This is a genomic window from Enterobacter sp. SECR19-1250, from assembly GCF_013391025.1.
Taxonomy (GTDB): Bacteria; Pseudomonadota; Gammaproteobacteria; order Enterobacterales; family Enterobacteriaceae; genus Enterobacter; species Enterobacter cloacae.
In genome coordinates this window covers 22,040-34,467 of the sequence record NZ_JACASJ010000027.1, presented here as the reverse complement: position 1 = coordinate 34,467, position 12,428 = coordinate 22,040, and the positions used below count along the sequence as shown (strand labels likewise).

At 56.0% G+C, this 12,428-nt stretch carries 13 protein-coding genes and 1 other annotated feature; of the genes, 9 read left to right on the top strand and 4 right to left on the bottom strand.

The features are described 5' to 3' along the window. The first annotated feature begins 1 nt into the window (after window position 1). The gene (locus HX884_RS09585) at window positions 2-253 is read left to right on the top strand and encodes a YciN family protein (RefSeq protein ID WP_178328049.1); all 252 of its coding nucleotides are present in this window, start codon (window positions 2-4) and stop codon (window positions 251-253) included. Between the two features lie 34 nt (window positions 254-287). Here the strand turns inward: HX884_RS09585 and sohB are convergent, their stop codons facing one another. Continuing rightward, complete coding sequence (sohB, locus tag HX884_RS09580; protein ID WP_178328048.1) at window positions 288-1,334, bottom strand: protease SohB; 1,047 nt, start codon at window positions 1,332-1,334, stop codon at window positions 288-290. 251 nt (window positions 1,335-1,585) lie between these two features. On the opposite strand from sohB, the gene HX884_RS09575 reads away from it, so the two are divergent. Beyond that, window positions 1,586-2,347, top strand: coding sequence for a YciK family oxidoreductase (locus HX884_RS09575; protein ID WP_023620279.1), 762 nt, complete (start codon window positions 1,586-1,588; stop codon window positions 2,345-2,347). After that, window positions 2,344-2,934 (top strand): cob(I)yrinic acid a,c-diamide adenosyltransferase, encoded by a 591-nt coding sequence (gene cobO, locus HX884_RS09570; RefSeq protein ID WP_013096364.1) that lies wholly within the window; start codon window positions 2,344-2,346, stop codon window positions 2,932-2,934. Before HX884_RS09575 ends, cobO begins: the two co-directional genes overlap by 4 nt. 36 nt (window positions 2,935-2,970) lie before the next feature. Here the strand turns inward: cobO and rluB are convergent, their stop codons facing one another. The 3 genes from rluB to rnm all read right to left on the bottom strand — a co-directional run bounded on the left by rluB (window position 2,971) and on the right by rnm (window position 5,441). Next, window positions 2,971-3,846 carry a 23S rRNA pseudouridine(2605) synthase RluB gene (gene rluB / locus HX884_RS09565; protein WP_013096363.1) on the bottom strand — a complete coding sequence of 292 codons (876 nt, stop codon included), beginning with the start codon at window positions 3,844-3,846 and terminating at the stop codon, window positions 2,971-2,973. Window positions 3,847-3,942: 96 nt separating this feature from the next. Further along, complete coding sequence (locus tag HX884_RS09560; protein ID WP_178328047.1) at window positions 3,943-4,563, bottom strand: L-threonylcarbamoyladenylate synthase; 621 nt, start codon at window positions 4,561-4,563, stop codon at window positions 3,943-3,945. Next, the gene (rnm, locus tag HX884_RS09555; protein WP_013096361.1) at window positions 4,560-5,441 is read right to left on the bottom strand and encodes an RNase AM; all 882 of its coding nucleotides are present in this window, start codon (window positions 5,439-5,441) and stop codon (window positions 4,560-4,562) included. The genes HX884_RS09560 and rnm overlap by 4 nt, the downstream gene beginning before the upstream one ends. 139 nt (window positions 5,442-5,580) lie before the next feature. On the opposite strand from rnm, the gene trpL reads away from it, so the two are divergent. The 6 genes from trpL (at window position 5,581) to trpA (ending at window position 12,253) form a co-directional block, all read left to right on the top strand. Continuing rightward, window positions 5,581-5,625 carry a trp operon leader peptide gene (gene trpL, locus HX884_RS27615; RefSeq protein WP_106993556.1) on the top strand — a complete coding sequence of 15 codons (45 nt, stop codon included), beginning with the start codon at window positions 5,581-5,583 and terminating at the stop codon, window positions 5,623-5,625. Beyond that, window positions 5,602-5,695 (top strand) — a sequence feature (Trp leader region). Its footprint overlaps the gene before it by 24 nt. A gap of 25 nt (window positions 5,696-5,720) precedes the next feature. Beyond that, window positions 5,721-7,283, top strand: a complete 1,563-nt coding sequence (locus tag HX884_RS09545) for an anthranilate synthase component 1 (protein ID WP_029883574.1) — start codon at window positions 5,721-5,723, stop codon at window positions 7,281-7,283. Beyond that, complete coding sequence (gene trpD, locus HX884_RS09540) at window positions 7,283-8,878, top strand: bifunctional anthranilate synthase glutamate amidotransferase component TrpG/anthranilate phosphoribosyltransferase TrpD (RefSeq protein WP_020690934.1); 1,596 nt, start codon at window positions 7,283-7,285, stop codon at window positions 8,876-8,878. Before HX884_RS09545 ends, trpD begins: the two co-directional genes overlap by 1 nt. A gap of 3 nt (window positions 8,879-8,881) precedes the next feature. Then, window positions 8,882-10,240, top strand: a complete 1,359-nt coding sequence (gene trpCF, locus HX884_RS09535; protein ID WP_038985412.1) for a bifunctional indole-3-glycerol-phosphate synthase TrpC/phosphoribosylanthranilate isomerase TrpF — start codon at window positions 8,882-8,884, stop codon at window positions 10,238-10,240. Window positions 10,241-10,250: 10 nt separating this feature from the next. Beyond that, a complete protein-coding gene (gene trpB / locus HX884_RS09530; protein WP_013096356.1) occupies window positions 10,251-11,444 on the top strand; it encodes a tryptophan synthase subunit beta in 1,194 nt (397 codons plus the stop codon). After that, window positions 11,444-12,253, top strand: a complete 810-nt coding sequence (gene trpA, locus HX884_RS09525; RefSeq protein WP_040022190.1) for a tryptophan synthase subunit alpha — start codon at window positions 11,444-11,446, stop codon at window positions 12,251-12,253. Before trpB ends, trpA begins: the two co-directional genes overlap by 1 nt. Window positions 12,254-12,428: the final 175 nt, after the last annotated feature.

Sequence of the window (12,428 nt, the reverse complement as noted above, 5' to 3'; positions counted from 1 at the left end):
TATGCAGAATACAACCCAACCCATTGATCGAGCCTCTCTGCTTATCGAAGCAAATAAGCTGATTCGTGACCATGAAGACACCCTGGCGGGCATTGAAGCGACCGGCGTGGAACAACGTAACGGCGTGCTTGTATTCAGCGGCGAATACTTCCTTGACGAACAAGGGTTACCCACCCTGAAAAGCACCGCCGTGTTCAATATGTTTAAATACCTGGCGCACACGCTTTCAGAGAAATATCACCTGGTCGATTAACGCAAAACGCGAGGCACTGGCCTCGCGTTTTTGTTTACAGCAGCGGTTTTTGTCCGCGTTGCAACCAGCGGAGTAGCAGGCGATCCGCGCTTTCGGCCGCGCTGTTCGTAAAGCGGTCAAGCAGTCGCTTACGCTGGGTAAAGCGCACGCCAACCAGTTCGCGCCCTTCCATCAGATTCAACAGCAGGTCGTCACTGGTGCCCACTTCATCCACCAGCCCTTTTTCCTGCGCCTGCGTACCGTACCAGTGCTCCCCAGTTGCCACCTGGTCAATATCAAGCGCCGGGCGCATACGGTGCACAAAGTCTTTAAAGAGGTGATGGGTTTCATTGAGATCTTCACGGAATTTCTGACGTCCTTCTTCCGTGTTCTCCCCCAGCAGCGTCAGGGTACGTTTGTACTGACCCGCCGTGTGTAATTCAATGTCGATCTCTTTGCTTTTCAGGAAGCGGTTAAAGTTCGGGATTTGCGCAACCACCCCGATGGAGCCAATAATAGAAAACGGCGCCGCAACAATTTTATCCGCCACGCAGGCCATCATATAGCCTCCGCTCGCCGCGACTTTATCCACCGCAACCGTCAGCGGGATCTGTTTTTCACGCAGACGCTGTAGCTGCGAAGCCGCCAGCCCATAACCATGAACGACCCCACCCGGACTCTCAAGACGGACAACCACCTGATCCTGCGGTTTAGCCACGGCAAGCACGGCGGTGACTTCTTCACGCAGGGAAGAGACTTCATGGGCATCCATGCTGCCTTTAAAATCGAGCACATAGACACGCGGGGTTGACGTTTCCTCCGGCGAGTTAAGCTTCGCTTTGGCTTTTGCCGCTTTGGCGTCCTGCTTATGCTTTTTCTTCTGCGCTTTGTGCCACAGTTTCTGTTGATGGCTGTCAAGCAGGGCCAGCGACATCTCTTCCTGCATCTCTTTATACTGCTCGCTCAGGCGGATAATGCGTAACTCACCACGCTGACGTTTGCGCTGCGTCAGGTTAACAATCAGAACGGCCACTACCGCAATGGCAATCACCACCGTCGCGATCTTTGCCAAAAACAACCCATATTGAGAAAGTAATTCCACGCGTTCCACCTTGATTTAACCACGAATCTTTCACGGCAGTGTACAACAGCCCTGCTCATGCGTCTCGCTCGTGACATTACCTCTGCGAGCCGTCTTCAGGAATCCCCCGATTCTGGTTTAAATATTTGCAAATTGTTAATTTTACAGCGATGCGTCCTGTAGACTGATTGAATTCTCATGCTAATTCGGGCATAAAGCCGAAAAGTCACACAATAAGGCGTCTTTGCATCACTGTGCGCCGAGGAGTCACCGTGCATTATCAACCGCAAAAAAATCTGCTGCAGAACCGCATCATTTTGGTCACTGGTGCCAGCGATGGCATTGGCCGCGAAGCGGCACTGACCTACGCTGACTATGGCGCGAGCGTAATTCTCATTGGCCGTAACGAAGAAAAACTCAAAGGAGTGGCTCAGGAGATTGACGCCGCCGGTGGCATTCCTGCCCGCTGGTACACGCTGGATCTGCTCACCTGTACCCCTGAAACGTGCCAGGAGCTTGCCCACCGCATCAGCACCCACTACCCACGGCTGGATGGCGTACTGCACAATGCCGGCTTGCTTGGGGAGGTTCGCCCGATGGATGAACAGGATCCTGAGATCTGGCAGCAGGTCATGCAGGTCAATATCAACGGTACCTTTTTCCTGACCCAGGCACTGCTTCCTTTATTACTCAAATCTGATTCCGGTTCGCTGGTGTTCACCTCCTCCAGCGTAGGGCGCGAAGGCCGCGCAAACTGGGGGGCGTATGCGGTCTCAAAATTCGCGACCGAAGGGATGATGCAGGTGCTGGCGGAGGAATATCAGAGCCGTCATCTGCGCGTGAACTGCATTAACCCAGGCGGAACGCGCACCAAAATGCGCGCCAGCGCCTTCCCGACGGAAGATCCGCAGAAGCTTAAAACCCCGGCAGATATTATGCCGCTCTATCTCTGGCTGATGGGCGATGACAGCCGCCGTAAAACAGGGATGACCTTTGATGCCCAGCCAGGCCGTAAACCCGGGATTTCGCAATGAGTGAAGAACGTCACCAGCAACGTCAGCAGCGCCTGAAAGAACAGGTTGATGCCCGTGTCGCCGCTGCGCAGGATGAACGCGGGATCATCATCGTGTTTACCGGCAACGGCAAAGGCAAAACCACCGCCGCCTTTGGTACCGCCACGCGCGCCGTTGGTCACGGGCAGAAAGTGGGTGTCATTCAGTTTATTAAAGGGGAATGGCCCAACGGTGAACGTAATTTACTTGAGCCGCACGGGGTTGAGTTCCAGGTGATGGCGACAGGCTTTACGTGGGATACCCAAAACCGGGAAACCGACACCGCGGCCTGCCTCGCGGTCTGGGAGCATGCAAAACGAATGCTGGCAGACCCGGCCCTGAACATGGTGTTACTGGATGAGATCACCTATATGGTCGCCTACGACTATCTGCCGCTGGACGCCGTACTGGAGGCACTCAGGAATCGCCCGGCGCATCAGACGGTGATCGTCACAGGCCGCGGCTGTCATCGGGATATTCTGGAATTAGCGGATACCGTCAGCGAATTGCGTCCGGTTAAACATGCTTTTGATGCCGGTATCAAAGCGCAAATCGGCATTGATTATTGATAAAAAAGCCCGGTGAAATTAACCGGGCTTTTATTTTTAACCGTTGTTATTACGGCTGCCAGCGCGGCGATTATTGTTCACCTGGCTGTGGCGTTTCACCGCACGACGGATCTGGTTCGCCTTCATGCGACGACGATCTTTCTCCACCGCCACTTTGGAAGTGGTTTCTGGCGCCAGGCCCACCAGTTCACGCAGGTAGTTGGTCTGCGTCAGGTCCAGTTCGGTATAGCCACCACGTGGCAGACCTTTTGGCAGCAGAATATCGCCGTAACGGACACGGATCAGACGGCTAACCTGCACGCCCACCGCTTCCCACAGACGACGAACCTCACGGTTACGGCCTTCGGTCAGGGTAACGTTGTACCACTGGTTGATCCCTTCACCACCGGTAAATTTGATGGTTTTGAACGCTGCAGGACCGTCTTCCAGTTGAACGCCACGCGACAGATCGCGCAGTTTGTTCTCATCAACCTGGCCGAACACGCGTACGGCGTATTCGCGTTCCACTTCACGGCTTGGGTGCATCAGACGGTTTGCCAGTTCACCATCCGTTGTGAACAGCAGAAGACCGCAGGTGTTCACATCCAGACGCCCCACTGCAATCCAGCGTGCGCCACGCAGTTTAGGCAGACGGTCAAATACCGTCGGGCGACCTTCCGGGTCGTTGCGCGTACACAGTTCACCTTCCGGCTTGTAGTACGCCAGCACGCGGCAGATCTGCTCAGCAGATTCTTTAACCGAGATAAGATGACCGTCGATACGGATTTTAAGCCCCGGCACGATTTCTACGCGGTCACCGAGCGTGGCGATTTTACCGTCCACACTCACGCGTCCGGCTTCAATAATGGCTTCGATTTCACGGCGTGAGCCGTGGCCGGCACGCGCCAGCACTTTCTGTAACTTCTCGCTCATTGAGCTTCCTCAGGTGTCGCCTTCACAGGCGTCGAATCAGGTCAAACCAGGGCTATGCCCTGATTTGATGGCCGCGTAGTATAGCTGCTTACACCTTTACAAGAAAGGCTTAACATCACCCACGCCTTCGCGAATCACTTCCGGTGCATCTTTCGTTAAATCGACAACCGTGGTCGGCTGCTGACCGAGGTAACCGCCATGAATAATCAGCTCAACCACCTTTTCCAGACGGTCTTTGATCTCTTCAGGATCGGACTCGGTGAATTCACTGCCGGGCAGCATCAGCGAGGTTGAGAGCATCGGCTCACCCAGCGTTTCCAGCAAGGCCTGGGCAATCGGGTTAGACGGCACACGCATCCCGATGGTTTTGCGCTTTTCCTGTAACAGACGGCGCGGAACTTCTTTCGTCCCTTTCAGGATGAAGGTGTAGTTGCCCGGCGTGTTATTTTTAATCAGACGAAATGCCACGTTATCGACATAAGCATAGGTCGATAGCTCAGAGAGATCCCGGCACATCAGGGTAAAGTTGTGACCGTCCGGCAACTGGCGAATACGGCAAATACGCTCCATCGCCGCTTTATCTTCAATCTTACAGCCCAGCGCATAACCCGAATCCGTCGGGTAGACGATAACGCCCCCTTTACGCACGATCTCCACGGCCTGATTGATCAGGCGCGGCTGCGGATTATCCGGATGAATATAGAAAAACTGACTCATACTTCCCTCTCTTCAAGTTGCTGTGGCTGTTCCCAGAGCTGCCAGACAGGCTCAACGCCTGCGGGTAACCAAAGCTTGCGTCCCAGTTCTATCCACGCACAGGGCTGATGAAAATCTGAGCCTTGCGACGCCAGCAAACCAAACTGGCGGGCGTAGGTCGCAAGCTGCGAACGCTCGTTGGGCGCCTGCTGACACTGGGCGACTTCCATCGCCTCGCCACCGCATTCGGCAAAATGCGCCAGCAGTCTTTTCAGCCATTTAGCAGAAAGATTATACCGCCCCGGATGGGCCAGCACGGCCTTACCGCCAGAATGATGAATCACATCAATAGCTTGTTTTATTGTACACCACTGTGGCGGAACATATCCGGTTTTCCCGCGAGCCAGATAGCGTTTAAAGACATCCGCTATCGTTGTGGCCTTGCCCGCCTCAACCAGAAAACGGGCAAAATGACCGCGTGTTACCGCGCCCCCATTTGCCAGCCTTTGTGCCCCCTCCAGTGCGCCCGGAATATGCGCCTTTTCCAGACGTTCAGCGATCATTTCTGCGCGCTGGTTGCGGCGCGTTTTTTGTTCTTGCAAAAACGCACACATTACCGGATGGTCTATATCAATGTTCAGGCCAACAATATGGATTTCGTGATTCTCCCAGACGGTCGATATCTCGACGCCAGGAACCAGTTTGAGTGCCAGACCACTGCGGGCAATCTCGGCGCGCGCGGCTGGAATGGCATCGGTTGTATCGTGATCGGTTATGGCCAGCGTGCCAACCCGCATTTCAACGGCACGATGCACCAACGCTTCGGGCGTTAGCAGACCATCGGAGGCCTGGGTATGGCTGTGTAAATCATAAATTACGGCGTAGGTGGTATCGCTCAAAGCACTTCCCGTCACAGGTTAGAGACATCTTAAAAGCCCATGATACCGACTTGCCACGAAATTCTGAAATCAAGGGTTGACAACACGCCATCGAACTAGTTAACTAGTACGCAAGTTCACACGAGAAAGGTATCTGAAAATGACTGCACATTTCACTCTGCACGGTTGGTGGCGCACTTCCTGATTCCCGGGCAGTGTCACACGTCTGCGTACAGCAAACAGATACCCGCCCGCTCATCAGCGGGCTTTTTTTTGAACAGAATAACTGAGAACAACATAATGCAAACAGCCAAACCACACCTCGAATTGCTGACCAGCGAGGCGGCCTATCGCCACAACCCAACCGCGCTGTTTCATCAGGTCTGCGGTGCGCGTCCAGCCACGTTGTTGCTGGAATCCGCCGATATTGACAGCAAAGACGATCTCAAGAGCCTGCTGTTGGTGGACAGCGCGCTGCGCATTACGGCGCTAGGTGACACTGTCACTATCAAAGCGTTATCGGATAACGGTGCGGCTCTGCTGCCGTTACTGGATGCGAGCCTGCCTGCTGGTATCGAAAATGAACACCATCCTGAAATGCGCGTTCTGCACTTCCCGCCGGTGAGCCAGCTGCTGGACGAAGACGCACGCCTGTGCTCTCTTTCCGTTTTTGATGCCTTCCGTCTGCTGCAAAATCTGGTCACCGTGCCGGAAGATGAACGCGAAGCAATGTTCTTTGGCGGGCTGTTTGCTTACGACCTGGTGGCCGGGTTCGAAGATTTACCGGACATTGAACAGGGTAACCGCTGCCCCGACTACTGCTTCTACCTGGCCGAAACCTTACTGGTGATCGACCACCAGAAAAAAAACACCCGTATTCAGGCAAGCCTCTTCACGCCATCCGCGACAGAGAAAAAACGCCTTGAGCAGCGTATTGAGCAGTTGCAGCAACAAATGACCGAAGCGCCGCCTGCGCTGCCTGTACATCGTGTCGAGAAAATGACTTGTGAGGTTAATCAGAGCGACGATCAGTACGGTGCCGTGGTTCGCCAGATGCAAAAAGCGATTCGCGCCGGAGAAATTTTCCAGGTTGTTCCTTCCCGTCGTTTCTCTCTGCCCTGCCCGTCGCCGCTCGCGGCCTATGACGTGCTGAAAAAGAGCAACCCAAGCCCGTACATGTTCTTTATGCAGGACAACGATTTCACCCTGTTTGGCGCATCCCCTGAAAGTTCACTGAAATATGACGCCACCAGCCGCCAGATTGAGATCTACCCGATTGCCGGAACCCGTCCACGCGGCCGTCGAGCCGATGGCTCGCTGGATCGCGATCTCGACAGCCGCATTGAGCTGGAAATGCGTACCGACCATAAAGAGCTCTCCGAGCATTTGATGCTGGTTGATCTGGCCCGTAACGACCTGGCGCGCATTTGTACCCCTGGCAGCCGCTACGTGGCGGACTTAACCAAGGTCGACCGCTACTCGTTTGTTATGCATCTGGTATCCCGCGTGGTGGGCGAACTGCGCAGCGACCTCGACGTGCTTCATGCCTACCGCGCCTGTATGAACATGGGCACGCTGAGCGGCGCGCCAAAAGTCCGCGCCATGCAGCTGATCGCGGCGGCTGAAGGGCGCCGTCGCGGCAGTTACGGTGGTGCAGTGGGCTACTTCACCGCCCATGGCGATCTGGATACCTGCATTGTGATCCGCTCCGCCTACGTTGAGGACGGTATCGCTACCGTGCAGGCAGGCGCAGGGATTGTTCTGGATTCTGTTCCGCAGTCTGAAGCTGACGAAACCCGCAGTAAAGCCCGCGCGGTATTGCGCGCCATTGCTACCGCACATCACGCACAGGAGATTTTCTGATGGCTGACATTCTGCTGCTCGATAACATCGACTCTTTTACCTATAACCTGGCAGATCAGCTGCGTGCGAATGGTCACAACGTCGTTATCTATCGTAACCATGTTCCGGCACAGACGCTGATAGACCGTCTGGCAACCATGCAAAACCCGGTGCTGATGCTCTCTCCTGGCCCAGGTGCCCCCAGTGAAGCGGGCTGTATGCCGGAGCTGCTGACCCGTATGCGCGGTAAACTGCCGATTATCGGTATCTGCCTGGGTCACCAGGCGATTGTGGAAGCCTATGGCGGCTACGTGGGTCAGGCAGGTGAGATCCTGCACGGCAAAGCCTCCAGCATTGAACATGACGGCCAGGCGATGTTTGCCGGCCTGCCAAATCCTCTGCCGGTTGCGCGCTATCACTCCCTGGTGGGCAGCAACATCCCGGCCGGGCTGACCATTAACGCGTCGTTTGAAGGGATGGTAATGGCCGTGCGTCACGATGCGGATCGCGTCTGCGGCATGCAGTTCCATCCGGAGTCGATTCTCACGACCCATGGCGCGCGACTGCTGGAGCAGACGCTGGACTGGGCGTTGCAGAAACTGGAGCAGACCAACACGCTGCAACCGATTCTGGAAAAGCTGTATCAGGCGCAGACCCTGAGCCAGCAGGAGAGCCACCAGCTCTTCTCTGCCGTGGTTCGCGGTGAGCTGAAACCTGAACAGTTGGCGGCCGCACTGGTAAGCATGAAAGTGCGCGGCGAAAGCCCGCAAGAAATCGCCGGTGCCGCCACGGCCCTGCTGGAAAATGCCGCCCCCTTCCCGCGCCCGGATTATCAGTTTGCGGATATCGTCGGCACCGGGGGTGATGGCAGCAATAGCATCAATATCTCCACCGCCAGTGCCTTCGTGGCCGCGGCGTGTGGCCTGAAGGTGGCGAAACACGGTAACCGCAGCGTCTCCAGCCGCTCGGGCTCGTCCGATTTGCTGGCTGCCTTCGGCATTAACCTGGATATGAACGCCGAACGCTCCCGTGAAGCGCTGGACGATCTGGGCGTCTGCTTCCTGTTTGCGCCGAAGTATCACACCGGTTTCCGCCATGCGATGCCGGTTCGTCAGCAACTCAAAACACGCACGCTGTTTAACGTACTGGGGCCGCTGATCAACCCGGCGCACCCGCCGCTGGCGCTGATTGGTGTTTACAGCCCGGAACTGGTTCTGCCAATTGCCGAAACCCTGCGCGTGCTCGGTTATCAGCGCGCGGCAGTGGTTCACAGCGGGGGAATGGATGAAGTGTCCCTTCACGCGCCAACTCTCGTTGCGGAACTGCGCAATGGCGAAATCCTGAGCTATCAGCTGGAAGCCGCCGACTTTGGTTTAACGCCGTATCATCAGGAGGCGCTGGCAGGCGGCACGCCGGAAGAAAACCGTGACATTCTCACGCGCTTATTACAAGGTAAGGGAGAGGTCGCCCATGAGGCAGCCGTGGCAGCCAACGTCGCCATGCTGATGCGATTGCACGGCGAAGAGGATCTCAAAGCCAACGCACAAAAAGTTCTGGACGTACTGCGCTCTGGTGCAGCTTACGATCGCGTTACCGCACTTGCGGCAAGAGGGTAAAGAATGCAGACCGTTTTAGCGAAAATCGTTGCCGATAAGGCCATCTGGGTGGAAGCCCGCAAAGCGCAGCAGCCGCTTGCCAGTTTTCAGAACGACGTCGTCCCAAGCAGCCGTCGTTTCTATGATGCCCTGCAGGGCGCGCGCACCGCATTTATTCTTGAGTGCAAAAAAGCCTCCCCGTCGAAAGGCGTTATCCGTGAGGATTTCGATCCGGCGCGTATTGCCGGCATTTATAAGCATCATGCGTCGGCGATCTCCGTGCTGACGGATGAGAAATATTTCCAGGGCAGCTTCGATTTTCTGCCTGTTGTCAGCAGCATCGCGCCACAACCGATTCTGTGCAAAGACTTTATTATCGACCCGTATCAGATCTGGCTGGCGCGTTTTTACCAGGCTGACGCCTGCCTGCTGATGCTCTCGGTACTCGACGACGAGCAGTATCGCCAGCTGGCTGCGGTGGCGCACAGCCTCAACATGGGCGTGCTGACCGAGGTGAGCAACGAAGAAGAGCTGGAGCGTGCCATTGCACTGCAGGCGAAAGTGGTCGGGATTAACAACCGCGATCTGCGCGATCTGTCAATCGACCTGAATCGTACGCGTCAGCTGGCACCGCGTCTGGGCTCTGGCGTGACCGTTATCAGTGAATCCGGGATCAACAGCTACGCCCAGGTGCGTGAGTTGAGCCACTTCGCCAACGGTTTCCTGATTGGCTCCGCGATGATGGCACATGACGATCTCAATGCCGCAGTGCGTCGCGTGCTGTTGGGTGAAAACAAAGTGTGCGGCTTAACCCGCGAACAGGATGCCCAGGCCGCCTATGAGGCGGGGGCTATTTACGGCGGGTTGATCTTTGTGGGCTCCTCACCGCGTGCGGTGAGCGATGAACAGGCACGCAAGGTGATAGCGGCAGCCCCACTCAGCTATGTGGGCGTCTTCCGTAACGCTGATATTGCGGACGTTACGGCAAAAGCCGAAGCGTTATCCCTTAGTGCAGTACAACTGCACGGTGATGAAGATCAGGCATACATCGATGCCCTGCGTGCCGGGCTGGCTCCTCAGGTTCAGATCTGGAAAGCGCAGAGCGTGGGCAGCACCCTGCCAGCACGTAACCTGAATCATGTTGATAAATACGTGCTCGATAACGGCCAGGGCGGTACAGGCCAGCGTTTTGACTGGTCACTGCTGAACGGCGAAGCGCTGGACAATGTCCTGCTGGCGGGTGGACTTAGCCCGGATAACTGTGTGGAAGCAGCCAAAACCGGCTGCGCGGGCCTCGATTTCAATTCAGGCGTAGAGTCGCAACCGGGCATCAAAGATGCCAGTAAGCTGGCCTCGGTATTTAAAACTCTGCGTGCATATTAAGGAAGAAAAAATGACGACATTACTAAACCCGTATTTTGGTGAGTTCGGCGGGATGTACGTTCCGCAGATCCTGATGCCCGCACTGCGCCAGCTGGAAGAAGCGTTTGTGAGCGCACAGAAAGATCCAGCGTTTCAGGCTGAATTTACCGACCTGCTGAAAAACTACGCGGGCCGTCCAACAGCGCTGACCAAATGCCGTAACCTGACTGCCGGCACCAAAACCACGCTGTACCTCAAGCGTGAAGACCTGCTGCACGGCGGCGCGCATAAAACCAACCAGGTGTTAGGACAGGCGCTGCTGGCAAAACGTATGGGCAAAACCGAGATCATCGCCGAAACCGGCGCGGGTCAGCACGGCGTGGCATCAGCACTGGCAAGCGCCCTGCTTGGCCTGAAATGCCGTATCTATATGGGGGCGAAAGACGTTGAGCGTCAGTCTCCGAACGTATTCCGTATGCGTCTGATGGGCGCAGAAGTGATCCCGGTTCACAGTGGTTCTGCCACGCTGAAAGATGCCTGTAACGAAGCGCTGCGCGACTGGTCTGGTAGCTATGAAACCGCGCACTACATGCTCGGCACAGCCGCTGGCCCGCACCCATTCCCGACTATCGTGCGTGAATTCCAGCGCATGATTGGCGAAGAGACCAAAGCGCAGATCCTTGAAAAAGAAGGCCGTCTGCCGGACGCGGTGATTGCCTGCGTGGGCGGGGGATCAAACGCCATCGGGATGTTCGCTGATTTTATCGACGAAACCCGTGTTGGCCTGATCGGCGTGGAGCCAGCGGGTCACGGGATTGAAACCGGTGAGCACGGCGCTCCGCTGAAACATGGCCGCGTGGGGATCTACTTCGGCATGAAAGCGCCGATGATGCAGACCGATGAAGGTCAGATTGAAGAGTCGTACTCCATCTCTGCCGGTCTGGATTTCCCGTCCGTCGGGCCACAGCATGCGTTCCTGAACAGCACCGGACGCGCGGACTACGTCTCCATCACCGATGACGAAGCGCTGGAAGCGTTTAAGACGCTGTGCCGCAGCGAAGGGATCATCCCGGCACTGGAGTCCTCGCATGCTCTGGCGCATGCGCTGAAAATGATGAAAGAAAACCCGGAAAAAGAGCAACTGCTGGTCGTTAACCTTTCCGGTCGCGGTGATAAAGATATCTTCACCGTTCACGATATTCTGAAAGCACGAGGGGAAATCTGATGGAACGCTACGATAACGCATTTGCACAACTGAAATCCCGCCAGGAAGGCGCGTTCGTTCCCTTCGTAACCCTGGGCGATCCAGGCCCGGAACAGTCGCTAAAAATTATCGACGCCCTGATTGAAGCCGGTGCCGATGCGCTGGAGCTGGGGATCCCGTTCTCTGACCCGCTGGCGGATGGCCCGACCATTCAGAACGCCACCCTGCGTGCCTTTGCCGCGGGCGTCACCCCAACGCAGTGTTTTGAGATGCTGGCCGCGATCCGTCAGAAGCACCCGACCATTCCGATTGGCCTGCTGATGTATGCCAACCTGGTCTTTAACCGCGGAATCGACGAATTTTATGCCGAGTGCGCGCGGGTCGGCGTTGACTCCGTGCTGGTGGCCGACGTCCCGGTTGAAGAATCTGCACCGTTCCGCCAGGCGGCTATGCGTCATAACGTGGCGCCGATTTTCATCTGCCCGCCAAACGCCGATGACGAACTGCTGCGCCAGATTGCCTCTTACGGCCGTGGTTACACCTACCTGCTCTCCCGCGCGGGCGTGACGGGTGCTGAAAACAAAGCCGCGCTGCCGCTGCATCACCTGGTAGAAAAACTGGCTGAATACCACGCAGCACCTCCGCTGCAGGGATTCGGCATTTCATCCCCGGATCAGGTTACGGCGGCAATTGACGCAAAAGCGGCAGGCGCGATCTCCGGCTCTGCTATCGTCAAAATCATTGAGAAGAACGTGGACAAACCCGATCAGATGCTGGCTGAACTCAAAGCATTTGTTACGGCGATGAAAGCCGCAACGCGTAAAGCCTGATCCTTCCACCGTCTGGCGACTCAGCCAGACGGTCTTCCTCTTATATTCCCGCTATCACTTAAGCGTTACGCCAAAATTGATCCCATCGATATTTTCGGCGTGAATGGCTTTTCAAACCTTGCCGTAAGCGTATGATTTGGTCTCTTTTCGGCTTTAAACCTTCTGAGTTCAGAGG